Raw genomic sequence first — 15,671 nt, 5'->3', positions numbered from 1 at the left:
TTACTTCGCTGCGGACGCGCCCGATGCGGAAGCTGCGGGAGCTGATGCGCCGGATGCACCGGATGCCGGCGCGGATGCAGCGCTCGCATCCGATGCCGCGTTCGGGTCGGGCGGCAATTGCGCCGCGACCGGCTTGACCGTCGCGCCCGGCTGGACCTTGCCCACGCCCTGCACGATCACGCGGTCGCCCGTTTGCAGGCCGCCCTCGACCACCCAGTTCTGGCCGTAGGTGCCCGAGGTCGTCAGCACGCGCGACGCCACCTTGTTGTCCGAGCCGACCACCAGCGCCGTCGGCTGGCCCTTCGGATCGTGCTGGACGCCGACTTGCGGCACCAGGTACGCGTTGTCGTTGGTGCCTTCCTCGATGCGCGCGCGCACGAACATGCCCGGCAGCAGCACGCGGTTCGGGTTCGGGAAGATCGCGCGGATCGTGACCGAGCCGGTGGTCTGGTCGACCGTGACATCGGTGAATTGCAGCTTGCCCTCGAGCGGGTAGGTCTTGCCGTCTTCCAGCACCAGCTTGACCTTGGCCGCGTTCGGGCCGGCCGTCTTGATCCGGCCGCTCTGGATGTCCTGGCGCAGCTTCAGGCCATCGAGGCTCGATTGCGTCAGGTCCACATACATCGGATCGATCTGCTGGATGGTCGACAGCAGCGTGGCCGCGCTGGCCTGCACGTAGGCGCCCGGCGTGACCTGCGAGATGCCGATGCGGCCGGTGATCGGCGAAAGCACATCGGTATAGCCGAGGTTGATCTGCGCGGTATCCACGGCAGCCTTGCCCGACGCGACGTCGGCGGCGGCCTGGCCGGCCGAGGCCACGGCGTTGTCGTAATCCTGCTTGCTGACCGCGTTCGCGGCCACCAGCACCTTGAAGCGCGCGGCCTGCGCGTTGGTCGAGGCCAGGTTGGCCTGGGCCTTGGCGAGCGTGGCCTTGGCGCTGTTCAACGTGGCGATATACGGCGCCGGGTCGATCTTGTAGAGGCGCTGGCCGGCCTTCACATCCCCCCCTTCGGTGAACTCGCGGCGCAGCACGATGCCGTCGACCCGCGCCCGCACTTGGGCGACCAGGAAGGCATTGGTGCGGCCCGGCAGTTCGGAGACGACCGGCACGGATTGCGGCTGGACCGTCACGACGCCGACTTCCGGCGTGGACGGCGGCGGAGCCGCATTCTGCTTTCCGCAGGCGGCAAGCAGCGCGGCTACGGCTGCTGCGACAGGAATAATGCGATAAGAAACCCGTTCGACGCGCATGGAGCGACCTCTATAAGAATCAACGAAACGGCACCGGCCGGCGACACTGCGCCGGTTACGATGCGGCAAACACGGGGACGACAAGCGCCGGCGCCACGATCGCGGCGTCGGCCCGTGTCACGCTCGCCGCCGCTCGCCCTGAACGGGCGGCCACGACGAGACGATGCGACGACGGCATCCGCGAAGCGGCACGCAGCGCGGACACAAAAAAGACGAAGAACCCCGGGACCCGGCTCGATCGCTGCATCGGACACCCCTTTCCGGTGCAACGTCAGTGGATGCGCGACCGGACCGTAGCCAATGCATGACCCGGCGCCCGGACACATCAAACTGATGAGTGGAGCGGGAACCTATCACAAACAGAAAATTGTTGCGCTGAATCAAACTCAATTTGCAATAGTTGGCATAGGGTTCGCGCCGCCACTGGCCGTCCGCATGCTGCGGTTGCGTTCGGCATTCACACGGGCCGACGCGGCCTGCAGGTCGTCCACCCAATGCGAAGGGTTGTCGCGCGCGGGATTGAAACCGGCCTGCTCGTAGCGGGCCTGCTCCGCGCGAACCTGCGCGCGCGTCAACGGTGCATTGCCTTGCGCGAACGAAATGGCGGGAACGACGAAACCGGCCGCGACAATGGCGGCCTTGCAATACGACTTCATGTGGCAACTCCAGAAAGCTCGGTTCGTACGTTCGGACGTCGCTGCGTCCGTCGTGGCGCCGTCAGGCCCGTCGCGGCCGGTTCGTCTTGTGCGAACCGCTTCGCTCGAGCCTTGAATGGCGCCCGTCTCCCGCGCCTTTCGGCGCCAGCCTCCTGAAACTGATATCGCGTGCCCTTCAGGGCGCGACGATGGCGATGAACGCGTGCCGGTCGCTTCGCGGCCAACGATGCGCACGGGGTAGTGTGCGTGAATCCGGCTGCCGGCAAGGTGTCCGCCGGCTGACTTCGTCGTTGGTCAAGCGCGCCGGAAACCACGCTCATCTTCCGGCGAACCGCAATGTAACAGCGTCCGGATTATTTGATTAGCCGCTCGATACGGCATGGCCTTATGAATGACGTTCATCAATCAGAGCGCCATCATGTCGCACCCTCACGAACGGCCTCACGCCACACGTGCGTTTCGAGCCGGTGATAGCATGCACGATCTTTATCTCGAATTTATGTCCACCGCCCGGTGGGTTCCTCGATGGCACGCGACAATTTCAGCGATCTCCTGGCCTTTCTCGCCGTCGCGCGCGAACGCAGTTTCACGAAGGCGGCCGCGCAACTGGGCGTGTCGCAATCGGCACTGAGCCATACGATCCGCGGCCTCGAAACGCGGCTCGGCGTGCGATTGCTGACGCGCACCACGCGCAGCGTCGCCACCACCGAGGCCGGCGAGCGGCTCATGCACGTGGCCGCGCCGCGTTTCGACGAGATCGAATCCGAACTCAATGCGCTGTCCGAACTGCGCGACAAGCCGGTCGGCCTGATCCGCATTACCGCGACCGATCACCCGGTCAACTCGATCCTCTGGCCGCGGCTCAAGCCGCTGCTGGCCGATTACCCGGGGCTCAAGATCGAGATGTCGATCGACTACAACCTGTCCGACATCGTGGCGCAGCGCTATGACATCGGCGTGCGTTTCGGCGATCAGGTGGCCAACGACATGATCGCCGTGCGCATCAGCCCCGACGTGCGGATGATGATCGCCGGCTCGCCCGAGTATTTCGCGCGCAACCCGCTGCCGAAGTGCCCGCAGGATCTGCTCGAACACGCCTGCATCAACCTGCGCCTGCCCACGCGCGGCAGCCTTTATGCGTGGGAGTTGAAGAAGGGCAAGCACGACGTGCTGGTGCGCGTCGACGGCCAGTTGATCTTCAACAGCACGCCGCAGATGCTGGCCGCCGCGCTGGAAGGCTTCGGGCTGACCTATCTTCCGGAGGACGAACTGATGCCGCACGTTCGCGCCGGCCATCTCAAGTGCGTGCTGAAGGAATGGGGCACCACGTTTCCGGGTTATCACGCCTACTACCCGAGCCGCCGGCAATCGTCGCGCGCGCTCTCGCTCGTGATCGACGCGCTGCGTCAGCGCGACTGACGCGTTCCACCTGACGCCGAGCGGGTTCGTTCAGGCGTCGCAGTCGCTCAGGTCGTGGTGTTCCAGCGGCTGCTCGGACTCGGCGCCATTTGCCTGCTTATCGTCGTCCCTGTCATGCGACGAGCGCACCGCGTGCGGATTCGGCGCGCCGGTCAGCGACGACAGCGCATGCGATTCCAGCTCCAGCACCGGCGGCACGACCGCACGCAGGTAATCGATGAACGTACGCACCTTCGCCTCCAGATGCCGTCGCGACGGATAGAGCGCATGGATGCCGTTCGAGCGCAGCCGCCAGGCCGGCAGCACGCGCGCCAGCGAACCGTCGCGCAAGCCTTCCAGCGCCGTGGAGATCGGCAACGGCCCGATGCCCATGCCGGAACGCAGCGCATCGGCCATCGCGTCCGCGACGTTGACGACGAACGGCCATTCCTGCTCCGGCATGAATAGTTCGGACGACGTAGCGCCTTCGAGCTGCCAGGCGCTGGTCGAGGCATTCGGCACCACGAGTTGCAGGCAGACATGGTCGTGCAGATCGGCCACCGCGGCCGGCACGCCCGCGCGGGCGAGATACGCCGGCGATGCGCACAACACGCTGTAGGTGGTGCCGATGCGCTCCGCGACCAAGGTGGAATCGCCCAACTCGCTGGCCACCACCACGGCGAGATCGTAGCCTTCGTCGACCAGATCGGGCACACGCTGTGCGAGTGTCAGGTCGATCATGACCTCGGGATAGCGCTCGCGATAACGCGCGAGCCGCGGCACCAGGTAGTGCCGGCCGAAGCCCGCGGTGGCGTGAACGCGCAAGCGCCCCGACGGACAGCGCGCCGCGCCCGACGCTTCGGCCTCCGCTTCATCGACGAGATCGAGAATCTGGCGACAGTGCACGAGGTAGCGTTCGCCGGCTTCCGTGACGGCGATCCGGCGCGTGGTGCGATTCAGCAAGCGCACGCGCAATTGCGATTCGAGCGCGGCAATGGCGCGCGACACCTGGGGCGTCGCGACGTGGGCAGCCTGGGCCGCCTTCGTGAAGCTGCCTGTCTCGACAACCTTCACGAACAAACGCATGTTGTCGAGGGTGGGCATTCGCCATGGCTCCGTTAAAGCGGGCCGGCGACAATGCCGGCGTTGTCGCAAAGGGCTGCGAACCGAGCGCGTATCTTCGCACAGCCATTGATGAATGGCCTTCATAAGCGCATGCCGAAATGGCGGCTAAAGCCTGGCGAACGGAGGTGCCGAGTGCATCGGTGTGCCAACGATCCGACGGTCGCGCGATGCCGTTGCGCGCGCATCGATACCGGTTTGCCGCGACATGAAGCGATTCGCTTCGATACGCATCGGCCAAAGCTGGCCTATATTTCACGAGGCCCGTCTACCGCGTTGCGATCGCGGGCTGCATCACCGTGCTTCGCTACATCGACATGACCTGAGAGCTGATGACGCCGCCGCCAGCGTGGCGTCAGTGGGACGACCGTATCGCTTCTGCTGCGGTCGCGCGTGATTGTTCACCTTCTTCCAATCAGACACGAGGATTTTTTCATGACTCCAGCCAGCCCGAGCTATCGGTCGCGGTTCGCCACCGCGATCTTCGACCTGCTCAATCCGATTCCCTACGGCCTGTTCGTCGGCACCCTGATCTTCGACATCGTCTACGCCAATACCGCCAACGTGCTCTGGGCCAAGGGCGCGTCCTGGCTCGTCAGCATCGGGCTGGTGATGGCGATCGTGCCGCGCCTGCTCAATCTCGGGCATGTCTGGCTACCGTCCCACCGCCCGGTGCTGCGTATCGAACGCCTCGACTTCTGGCTGAACCTGGCCGGCATTATCGCCGCAATTGCCAACGCATTCGTGCATAGCCGCGACGCCTACGCGATTGTTCCGGAGAACGTACTACTTTCGATGATCACGGTGGTATTGCTCGGCCTCGGCCAACTGACGCTCGCGTTCGGCAAGTTCGGCTTCGGCGCACAAGGGGGCCGTCATGAATAAGTCGCTATCACTGAACGTGCTGGCCACCGCCATCGTGGCGACGATGCTGCTCGGTGCTTGCAGCGAAAAGGCGCAATACGATACGGAACATCAATCGGGCGCGAATCCGCCGCTGCCCAGTGCACGCAACTTCCTGATGCCGCCGATACAGGTGCCGAAGGGTGTGGGCTGGCAGGACGGACAAACGCCGAAGGTTGCCCAAGGCTTGAAGATCGAGAAGATCGCTTCGGGATTGGCACATCCGCGGCAAGTTTATGTGCTGCCGAATCAGGATGTGCTGGTGGTCGAGTCGAACAGCCCGCACACGGAACCCATCAGTTCTCCCAAGCAATTGATTGCTGGAATGATCACGAGCCGCGCCGGCAAGGGCGCACCGGGCGGCAACCGGATCACCTTGCTGCGCAGGAAACCGGGCGGCCACGGCGAATGGGACAAATACCCGTTTATCGACAGGCTCGATTCGCCGTTCGGCGTGCAGTTGATCGGCAATACGCTCTACGTTGCCGATACCGATGCGTTGTTGAAATTCCCGTACACCACCGGCCAGACGTCGATCAGCGCGCCCAGCGTGGAGCTGGCCGACCTGCCGAGCACCGTCAACCACCATTGGACCAAGTCTCTGCTCGCCAGCCCCGACGGCAAGAAGCTCTATGTCGGCGTGGGTTCGAACAGCAATATCGGCGAGAACGGCCTGGACGTCGAATATCGACGCGCGGCGATTCTCGAAGTCGACGTGGCCTCGGGCGCGAGCCGCATCTACGCATCAGGGGTGCGCAACCCCACCGGGCTGCAATGGGAACCGACGAGCGGCAAGCTCTGGGCCATCGCCAACGAGCGCGACGAAATCGGTGCCGATCTCGTGCCCGATTATCTGACGTCGATTCAGGATGGTGGTTTCTACGGCTGGCCGTACAGCTATTACGGGCAACACGTCGATTCGCGTGTGAAGCAGCAGCGCCCGGATCTCGTCGCAAAGGCGATCAGCCCCGATTACGCGATCGGCTCGCACGTCGCACCGCTCGGTTTGTGGTTCTACACAGGCAACAACCTGCCGGCGGAGTATCGGGGTGGCGCGTTCATCGGCGAGCACGGCAGTTGGGATCGCTCACCGTTGAGCGGTTATGCCGTGGTGTATGTGCCGTTCAAAGATGGAAAACCCACGGGAGCGCCAAAGCCGGTGGTCACGGGCTTTACGTCCGATGACGAAAAGCAGCTCCACGGTGCACCGGTTGGCCTGACGCAAGACGGGGAAGGCGGGTTGATCATCGCGGACGATGTCGGCAATACCGTTTGGCGGGTGACGGGAGCGGGAGGCTGATTCAGAAGCTCCAAAGACAAAACCCCCACTGCATACGCAGCGGGGGTTCTGAAGGAGGAAGCCTGACGATTACCTACTTTCACACGGGCAATCCGCACTATCATCGGCGTAGAGTCGTTTCACGGTCCTGTTCGGGATGGGAAGGGGTGGTACCGACTCGCTATGGTCATCAGGCTAAAGGGGTTGTCGAGTCGCTGTTGAGCGCCACGACCAATCTGGAAGAAGTAGTAATGAGTTGTGTGTATCGGCACACGAGGACTCAATGCTGTATAACTTGTCGCGCTGTTTAAGATCCTGAACCTGCGGTTCAGGACGGGATATCTGTAAGTGCTGAAGCACTCACAGCTATCGACGCAGACTTGTTATAGGATCAAGCCTTACGGGCAATTAGTATCAGTTAGCTGAACGCATTACTGCGCTTACACACCTGACCTATCAACGTCCTGGTCTCGAACGACCCTTCAAGGAGGTCAAGCCTCCAGGGATATCTCATCTTAAGGCGAGTTTCCCGCTTAGATGCTTTCAGCGGTTATCTCTTCCGAACATAGCTACCCGGCGATGCCACTGGCGTGACAACCGGTACACCAGAGGTTCGTCCACTCCGGTCCTCTCGTACTAGGAGCAGCCCCCTTCAAATATCCAACGCCCACGGCAGATAGGGACCAAACTGTCTCACGACGTTTTAAACCCAGCTCACGTACCTCTTTAAATGGCGAACAGCCATACCCTTGGGACCGGCTACAGCCCCAGGATGAGATGAGCCGACATCGAGGTGCCAAACACCGCCGTCGATATGAACTCTTGGGCGGTATCAGCCTGTTATCCCCAGAGTACCTTTTATCCGTTGAGCGATGGCCCTTCCATACAGAACCACCGGATCACTATGACCTGCTTTCGCACCTGCTCGACTTGTCGGTCTCGCAGTTAAGCACGCTTATGCCATTGCACTATCAGCACGATTTCCGACCGTACCTAGCGTACCTTCGTACTCCTCCGTTACACTTTGGGAGGAGACCGCCCCAGTCAAACTGCCTACCATGCACTGTCCCCGACCCGGATCACGGGCCAAGGTTAGAACCTCAAACAAACCAGGGTGGTATTTCAAGGACGGCTCCACCGAAACTAGCGTTCCGGTTTCATAGCCTCCCACCTATCCTACACAGATCGGTTCAAAGTCCAATGCAAAGCTACAGTAAAGGTTCATGGGGTCTTTCCGTCTAGCCGCGGGGAGATTGCATCATCACAAACACTTCAACTTCGCTGAGTCTCGGGAGGAGACAGTGTGGCCATCGTTACGCCATTCGTGCAGGTCGGAACTTACCCGACAAGGAATTTCGCTACCTTAGGACCGTTATAGTTACGGCCGCCGTTTACCGGGACTTCAATCAAGAGCTTGCACCCCATCATTTAATCTTCCGGCACCGGGCAGGCGTCACACCCTATACGTCCACTTTCGTGTTTGCAGAGTGCTGTGTTTTTATTAAACAGTCGCAGCCACCAGTTTATTGCAACCCTTTCACCCTTCTGGCGCAGGCCAGTCAAGCTACAAGGGCGTACCTTATCCCGAAGTTACGGTACCAATTTGCCGAGTTCCTTCTCCCGAGTTCTCTCAAGCGCCTTAGAATACTCATCTCGCCCACCTGTGTCGGTTTGCGGTACGGTCACTGTTAAACTGAAGCTTAGAGGCTTTTCTTGGAACCACTTCCAATTGCTTCGCTTCCTAAGAAGCTCGCGCCACACCCTTGAATTCTGTGCCCGGATTTGCCTAAGCACCTTCTCCAATGCAGCGACCGGGACTTCCAACACCCGGACAACCTTCCGCGATCCGTCCCCCCATCGCATTTAACAATGGTGCAGGAATATTGACCTGCTTCCCATCAGCTACGCATTTCTGCCTCGCCTTAGGGGCCGACTCACCCTACGCCGATGAACGTTGCGTAGGAAACCTTGGGCTTACGGCGAGGGGGCCTTTCACCCCCTTTATCGCTACTCATGTCAGCATTCGCACTTCCGATACCTCCAGCACACTTTACAGTGCACCTTCGCAGGCTTACGGAACGCTCTCCTACCATGCACATAAATGTGCATCCGCAGCTTCGGTATATAGCTTAGCCCCGTTACATCTTCCGCGCAGGACGACTCGATCAGTGAGCTATTACGCTTTCTTTAAAGGATGGCTGCTTCTAAGCCAACCTCCTGACTGTTTTAGCCTTCCCACTTCGTTTCCCACTTAGCTATATTTGGGGACCTTAGCTGGCGGTCTGGGTTGTTTCCCTCTTGACACCGGACGTTAGCACCCGATGTCTGTCTCCCGCGATTGCACTCTTCGGTATTCGGAGTTTGCTATGGCGAGGTAATCCGCAATGGACCCCTCAACCATGACAGTGCTCTACCCCCGAAGGTGAGACGCGAGGCACTACCTAAATAGTTTTCGGAGAGAACCAGCTATTTCCAAGTTTGTTTAGCCTTTCACCCCTATCCACAGCTCATCCCCTAACTTTTCAACGTTAGTGGGTTCGGACCTCCAGTACGTGTTACCGCACCTTCATCCTGGCCATGGATAGATCACTTGGTTTCGGGTCTACGCCCAGCAACTGAACGCCCTATTCGGACTCGCTTTCGCTACGCCTGCCCTATTCGGTTAAGCTTGCTACTGAACGTAAGTCGCTGACCCATTATACAAAAGGTACGCCGTCACCCCTTACGAGGCTCCGACTGTTTGTATGCATGCGGTTTCAGGATCTATTTCACTCCCCTCCCGGGGTTCTTTTCGCCTTTCCCTCACGGTACTGGTTCACTATCGGTCGATCACGAGTATTTAGCCTTGGAGGATGGTCCCCCCATCTTCAGACAGGATTTCACGTGTCCCGCCCTACTTGTCGTACACCTAGTTCTTTCATACTGTTTTCGTCTACAGGGCTATCACCTGCTATGGCCGCACTTTCCAGAGCGTTCGACTAACAATACAAATAAAGAGTACAGGCTCTTCCCATTTCGCTCGCCACTACTTTGGGAATCTCGGTTGATTTCTTTTCCTGCGGTTACTTAGATGTTTCAGTTCACCGCGTTCGCTTCACATAGCCTATGTATTCAGCTATGGATACTCCAAAAGGAGTGGGTTTCCCCATTCGGACATCTACGGATCAAAGCTTGTTTGCCAGCTCCCCGTAGCTTTTCGCAGGCTACCGCGTCCTTCATCGCCTGTGATCGCCAAGGCATCCACCACATGCACTTGTTCGCTTGACCCTATAACGAGTCCGTCTTGCTTGCGCTTGACAGTCGTTACAGGTTGAGTTCTCGCATTTGTGCCGTATTCCAATTTGAGCCGAACATTTAAGTTCGAATCTTCTTGAGATACATCGATACAATCACAACCCGAATAACTTTCACGCCCATCTCAAATAGACGCTTCCGTTATTCAAATTACTACTTCTTCTAGATTGTTAAAGAACGACAGCCGATAAGTACACAAGGTGTACCGATCGCTCTGACTGGCTCAATCGCCAATGACAAATCCTCAGGTCATGCTGACCTGAACGCTTGTCATTGAAGATTGGTGGAGGCAGACGGGATCGAACCGACGACCCCCTGCTTGCAAAGCAGGTGCTCTCCCAGCTGAGCTATGCCCCCATACAGAGACTTCTCAAGGATACTGTCCAGACTAAGTGGTGGGTCTGGTTGGATTCGAACCAACGACCCCCGCCTTATCAAGACGGTGCTCTAACCAACTGAGCTACAGACCCCTGAGTCTGTCTTGATTTACAGCCGATAAGCGTGAACGCTCAACTTTCGCGGTATTAGCTCGAGAAAGGAGGTGATCCAGCCGCACCTTCCGATACGGCTACCTTGTTACGACTTCACCCCAGTCATGAATCCTACCGTGGTGACCGTCCTCCTTGCGGTTAGACTAGCCACTTCTGGTAAAACCCACTCCCATGGTGTGACGGGCGGTGTGTACAAGACCCGGGAACGTATTCACCGCGGCATGCTGATCCGCGATTACTAGCGATTCCAGCTTCACGCACTCGAGTTGCAGAGTGCGATCCGGACTACGATCGGTTTTCTGGGATTAGCTCCCCCTCGCGGGTTGGCGACCCTCTGTTCCGACCATTGTATGACGTGTGAAGCCCTACCCATAAGGGCCATGAGGACTTGACGTCATCCCCACCTTCCTCCGGTTTGTCACCGGCAGTCTCCTTAGAGTGCTCTTGCGTAGCAACTAAGGACAAGGGTTGCGCTCGTTGCGGGACTTAACCCAACATCTCACGACACGAGCTGACGACAGCCATGCAGCACCTGTGTATCGGTTCTCTTTCGAGCACTCCCAGATCTCTCCAGGATTCCGACCATGTCAAGGGTAGGTAAGGTTTTTCGCGTTGCATCGAATTAATCCACATCATCCACCGCTTGTGCGGGTCCCCGTCAATTCCTTTGAGTTTTAATCTTGCGACCGTACTCCCCAGGCGGTCAACTTCACGCGTTAGCTTCGTTACTAAGGAAATGAATCCCCAACAACTAGTTGACATCGTTTAGGGCGTGGACTACCAGGGTATCTAATCCTGTTTGCTCCCCACGCTTTCGTGCATGAGCGTCAGTATTGGCCCAGGGGGCTGCCTTCGCCATCGGTATTCCTCCACATCTCTACGCATTTCACTGCTACACGTGGAATTCTACCCCCCTCTGCCATACTCTAGCTTGCCAGTCACCAATGCAGTTCCCAGGTTGAGCCCGGGGATTTCACATCGGTCTTAACAAACCGCCTGCGCACGCTTTACGCCCAGTAATTCCGATTAACGCTTGCACCCTACGTATTACCGCGGCTGCTGGCACGTAGTTAGCCGGTGCTTATTCTTCCGGTACCGTCATCCCTCGGCTTTATTAGAGTCAAGGATTTCTTTCCGGACAAAAGTGCTTTACAACCCGAAGGCCTTCTTCACACACGCGGCATTGCTGGATCAGGCTTTCGCCCATTGTCCAAAATTCCCCACTGCTGCCTCCCGTAGGAGTCTGGGCCGTGTCTCAGTCCCAGTGTGGCTGGTCGTCCTCTCAGACCAGCTACTGATCGTCGCCTTGGTGGGCCTTTACCCCACCAACTAGCTAATCAGCCATCGGCCAACCCTATAGCGCGAGGCCCGAAGGTCCCCCGCTTTCATCCGTAGATCGTATGCGGTATTAATCCGGCTTTCGCCGGGCTATCCCCCACTACAGGACATGTTCCGATGTATTACTCACCCGTTCGCCACTCGCCACCAGACCGAAGTCCGTGCTGCCGTTCGACTTGCATGTGTAAGGCATGCCGCCAGCGTTCAATCTGAGCCAGGATCAAACTCTTCAGTTCAATACCTGTTACTGTTTTTCGGTTCTTTCGAACCGGTCGCTCACTCAAAGCTGACAGGATTACGAATTACTTCATAAACCTGACTTACTTTTGTGTGAGACTCTTGATACTTTTGCTGACCTGATCCTAAGATCAGGACCGCTTCCATCAAGCGTCCACACTTATCGGCTGTAGATTGTTAAAGAGCGTTTCCGAGAGAAGCTTGGCTTCGTTTCGGCGCTGCGTTTTCAGCAGCAGAGAAGCGAGATTATGAAGAACATTTTGAAGCGCGTCAACTACTTTTTTCAGCGCTTCGATCAACAAACCGCATCGATCGAGTTCCTCACCAGTTCAAAGAAGCAGCCTAAATTCCGGCGCTCTCCTTGTCCTGCCTAGCTTCCCCTCCCGTTCTGCGTTTCCGTCATCGCGAGAGAGGCCGAATTCTAAGCACCCATCCCGCTTCGTGCAAGCGTTTTCGCAAAGAAAATGCATAAAGGGCGCCGCTCGCGCGGCGCCCTTTATGACAAGCCGTTGATCTCAAACGAAGAAACGCGATATACGGTTGCTCGCGCAACCAACTCCCACGCCGACCGCCCTCAATCGGACGGCGTCGACACCCGATAGAAGCCCGCAAGATCGCCCTTCATCGCATGCAGCGCGGCGTCGTCGAGATAGATCATGTGGCCGGTCGGGTAGTAGCGCAGCGCGAGGTTCGCGCGCAGCGAGCGGTCGAGGCCGAGATGCGACAGCGCATATTCGGTCGCGTAGAACGGCGTCGCCAGATCGAAATAGCCATTCAGCGACAGCACACGCAGCTTCGGGTTCTGCCGCATCGCCTCGGCCAGGTCGCCGGCCGCATACGGCACGGCCAATTGCTCGCCCCACCAGGCGCGATGCTTCCAGTCCCATTGACGCAAGGCCGCATCGTTGAACACGCGATACCGATCGGTCGGCCGGTAGTCGAGATCCTGCGCGAGATGTTGGTGCAGAGCCGCGTCGAATACGCTCGAAATGCTCGTCGCCGACACGTCGTAATCGGGGCGCTCGCCCGCATCGTCGTAATCGATGCCCTCGAAGCGCGCGTCGTAGCGGCCCAGGCTGCGCGACTCGCCGCGCAGCAACTGCTTGCGGAACCGCGATGGCCCCACGCGCAACCGCGCATCCTTGACGAACTGCACGTCGAGCCCGGTATAGCTGGCGATGCGCGCGGCAATCGCGTCGCGCTCGGCGTCGGGCAGCGCGTCGCCCGCGGCAAGCGCCTGCTGATACGGACCGCGCGCGAACGCCCGCACCTCGTCGAGAAACGCGGGCAGGTTCGGCGGCTTCGGCGACAGACGGTCGTGATACCAGGCGATCGCGGCATACGTCGGCAGATAGCTTTCGCTCTCGAAATCCGAACCGGGCGAGAACGCCGCCGAATCGAGCACCGACGACATCAGGATCACGCCGTTCAACGCGATGTTGCTGTCGTTCAGCCGATGCGCGAGCATCGCGGCCCGCGCGGTGCCATACGATTCGCCGAGCAGGTACTTCGGCGAATCCCAGCGGCCGTTGACGGTCAGGTAGCGCTCGATGAAATGGTCGAACGCGCTCAGGTCGCTGTCGACGCCCCAGAAGTTCTTGCCCGTCGCGTGGCCGACCGGGCGCGAGAAACCGGCGCCCACCGCGTCGATGAAAACGAGGTCGGATTGGTCGAGCAGGCTGTCGGGGTTGTCGGCCAGCGCGTAGGGCGCCGGCCCGCTGACGGCGGGGCTTGCCGTGTGTGCCCGCTTCGGGCCGAACGAGCCCATCATCAGGAACATCGTGCCCGCGCCCGGGCCGCCGTTGAACAGGAACGTCACGGGCCGCGACGCGGCGCGCTTGCCGTTCGCGGTGTAAGCAATATAGAAGACGCTCGCGGTGGCCTCGCCGGCATCGTCGCGCAGCAGCAGATTGCCGGCGGTGGCGGTGTAGTCGAGCGTGCGGCCGTCGAGCCGGATCGAATGGCGCGTGACCGAGCGGGTTTCGGGCGGTACGGGGATGAGGTGGCCGGTGTCGTCGCTCCCGTGCGATGGGGTGGCAGACGCATCGGCAGCGCGCGGGCGATGTGCGGACGGCGCCGATGCGGCCTGCGCGGGCGAAGCGGATGAGACCGATGAAGCCGACGCAACGGGCGATGCAAACGCAACGGCATCCGAAGCCGGCCGCGCAACCGCCTCCGCCGCCCCCATCGACATCGCAACGAACCACCCCACACAGCACAACGATGCGTTCAAACGTAGCGGCATGACATCCTCGGTCGGCGAACCCGCGCATGAATGGTCTGCGGATTGTCGACAGATCGCCCTGGCGCGTCAACGGCGCGCCGCCGCCCATCCATGACAAAACGGGCGAGCCATCCGGCCCGCCCGCCTGTCTGCCTTCAAACGTTAATCGAGCAACTCAACGCCGGCCCAGCATCCGCACCGCCAGCGCCGCCAGCGAGGTGGCCACGGCCAGTACGACCACCGCCGTCCAGCCCCACTGTGCGAACAGCAAGGTCGCCAGCCCCGCGCCGGCCGACATGCCGACGAACATGCCGACGAACAACACCGCGTTGAGCCGGCTGCGCGAAGCCGGATCGATGCCGTAGACGATGGTCTGATGCGCGATCAACGTGGACTGGAAACCGAGATCGAAGCCCACCGTGCTCAGTGCGATCAGGGCAAGCTGCGCCGTCACCGGCAGCCACGGCGCGAAACCCATCGCGGCGAACGACACGGTGGCCACGCCGATCCCGAGCCGCGTGACGAATTCCGCACCGCGACGGTCGGCCAGCCGGCCGGCCAGCGGCGCGGCCAATGCACCGACGGCACCGGCCAGGCCGAACGCACCGGCCGCCGCGCTGCCCAGATGGAACGGCGCGCCGTGCAGCATCACGGCCAGCGTCGTCCAGAAGCCGCTGAAGCCGATCGCGAGGATGCCCTGCGCGAACGCGGCACGCCGCAGCGCCGGGTGCTGACGCCACAGCGCGCCGAGCGAAGCGATCAACGCGCGATACGGCAACTGCGTGGTGGGCCGGAAGCTCGGCAGGCCGCGTGCGGCCGCCACGCCGATCGCGGCGACACTGACCGCCGCAATCACGAAGGTGGCACGCCAGCCCAGGCTGCCCGCCACCACCCCGGCCACCACGCGCGACAGCAGGATGCCGAGCAGCAGCCCCGTCATCACGGTGCCGACCACCTTGCCGCGATGCGCGTCGGGCGCGAGCGTCGCACCGGCCGGCACGACGTCCTGCGCGAGCGTCGCGGCCAGCCCCACCGCGAAGCTGGCGGCGAGCAGGAAGCCGATCGACGGCGCGAGCGCGGCCAGCAGCAACGCGGCCACCAGCACGCCGGCCTTGACGAGAATCACGCGCCGCCGGTCGAAGCGATCGCCGAGCGGTGCGAGCAGCAGGATGCCGAGCGCATAACCGAGCTGGGTCAGCGTGGGCACGAAGCCGACCAGCCGGTCCGACGCGCCGATATCCGGCCCGAGCACGCCCAGCATCGGCTGGCTGTAATAGAGCGGCGCCACGCCGAGCCCGGCGGCGGCGGCCAACAGCAGCACGAGGCGCGGCGTCAGCACGGCCGGCTGGCCCTGGCCGGCGGAAGCAGCGGCGGCCGGCGCGGCACGATGCGCGGGCGGCATGATGGCTTCGCGGGCCACGCCGCCAGCAGGTTCGAAGTCGGGAGTCGAGCTCATGATGGGATTCCATCTCGTCGTG

General features: G+C 60.9%; 9 protein-coding genes, 2 tRNA genes and 3 rRNA genes. 3 read left to right on the top strand and 11 right to left on the bottom strand.

Going from position 1 to position 15,671, the window contains the following annotated elements; genetic code table 11:
• Positions 1-1,320: an efflux RND transporter periplasmic adaptor subunit gene (locus AB4850_RS02065; protein WP_414441935.1), complete on the bottom strand. Its 1,320-nt coding sequence runs from the start codon at positions 1,318-1,320 to the stop codon at positions 1-3.
• Positions 1,321-1,637: 317 nt separating this feature from the next.
• Positions 1,638-2,141, bottom strand: coding sequence for a DUF4148 domain-containing protein (locus tag AB4850_RS02060; RefSeq protein WP_414440961.1), 504 nt, complete (start codon positions 2,139-2,141; stop codon positions 1,638-1,640).
• 291 nt (positions 2,142-2,432) lie between these two features.
• On the opposite strand from AB4850_RS02060, the gene AB4850_RS02055 reads away from it, so the two are divergent.
• Complete coding sequence (locus AB4850_RS02055; protein ID WP_414440960.1) at positions 2,433-3,326, top strand: LysR family transcriptional regulator; 894 nt, start codon at positions 2,433-2,435, stop codon at positions 3,324-3,326.
• 30 nt (positions 3,327-3,356) lie between these two features.
• Here the strand turns inward: AB4850_RS02055 and AB4850_RS02050 are convergent, their stop codons facing one another.
• Positions 3,357-4,409 (bottom strand): LysR family transcriptional regulator, encoded by a 1,053-nt coding sequence (locus tag AB4850_RS02050; RefSeq protein WP_414440959.1) that lies wholly within the window; start codon positions 4,407-4,409, stop codon positions 3,357-3,359.
• A gap of 453 nt (positions 4,410-4,862) precedes the next feature.
• Between AB4850_RS02050 and AB4850_RS02045 the strand changes: the two genes are divergently transcribed.
• Both AB4850_RS02045 and AB4850_RS02040 read left to right on the top strand, forming a co-directional pair.
• A complete protein-coding gene (locus tag AB4850_RS02045) occupies positions 4,863-5,312 on the top strand; it encodes a DUF2231 domain-containing protein (RefSeq protein ID WP_414440958.1) in 450 nt (149 codons plus the stop codon).
• Positions 5,305-6,630, top strand: coding sequence for a PQQ-dependent sugar dehydrogenase (locus tag AB4850_RS02040; RefSeq protein WP_414440957.1), 1,326 nt, complete (start codon positions 5,305-5,307; stop codon positions 6,628-6,630). Before AB4850_RS02045 ends, AB4850_RS02040 begins: the two co-directional genes overlap by 8 nt.
• A 60-nt stretch (positions 6,631-6,690) precedes the next feature.
• On the opposite strand, the gene rrf is transcribed toward AB4850_RS02040, so the two are convergent.
• From rrf to AB4850_RS02000, 8 genes are all read right to left on the bottom strand, one after another.
• Positions 6,691-6,804, bottom strand: a 5S ribosomal RNA gene (gene rrf, locus AB4850_RS02035).
• Between the two features lie 192 nt (positions 6,805-6,996).
• Positions 6,997-9,876, bottom strand: a 23S ribosomal RNA gene (locus AB4850_RS02030).
• A gap of 308 nt (positions 9,877-10,184) precedes the next feature.
• Positions 10,185-10,260 (bottom strand) — tRNA-Ala (locus tag AB4850_RS02025).
• A gap of 36 nt (positions 10,261-10,296) precedes the next feature.
• Positions 10,297-10,373: transfer RNA gene (locus AB4850_RS02020), tRNA-Ile, on the bottom strand.
• Between the two features lie 64 nt (positions 10,374-10,437).
• A 16S ribosomal RNA gene (locus AB4850_RS02015) occupies positions 10,438-11,968 on the bottom strand.
• The 16S, 23S and 5S rRNA genes sit together here with 2 tRNA genes alongside, the layout of an rRNA operon.
• Positions 11,969-12,115: 147 nt before the next feature.
• On the bottom strand, positions 12,116-12,268 hold the full coding sequence (locus AB4850_RS02010) for a hypothetical protein (RefSeq protein ID WP_414440956.1): 153 nt from the start codon (positions 12,266-12,268) through the stop codon (positions 12,116-12,118).
• Positions 12,269-12,543: 275 nt separating this feature from the next.
• A complete protein-coding gene (locus AB4850_RS02005) occupies positions 12,544-14,214 on the bottom strand; it encodes a S10 family peptidase (protein WP_414440955.1) in 1,671 nt (556 codons plus the stop codon).
• 154 nt (positions 14,215-14,368) lie between these two features.
• Entirely contained in the window at positions 14,369-15,595 is a 1,227-nt protein-coding gene (locus AB4850_RS02000) for an MFS transporter (protein WP_414442049.1), read from the bottom strand.
• Between the last annotated feature and the right edge of the window lie 76 nt (positions 15,596-15,671).

This window comes from Burkholderia sp. 22PA0106, from assembly GCF_047497155.1.
GTDB lineage: Bacteria > Pseudomonadota > Gammaproteobacteria > Burkholderiales > Burkholderiaceae > Burkholderia.
Note: the sequence above shows the minus strand (reverse complement) of the source record. Positions and strands in the feature narration are given on the sequence as shown.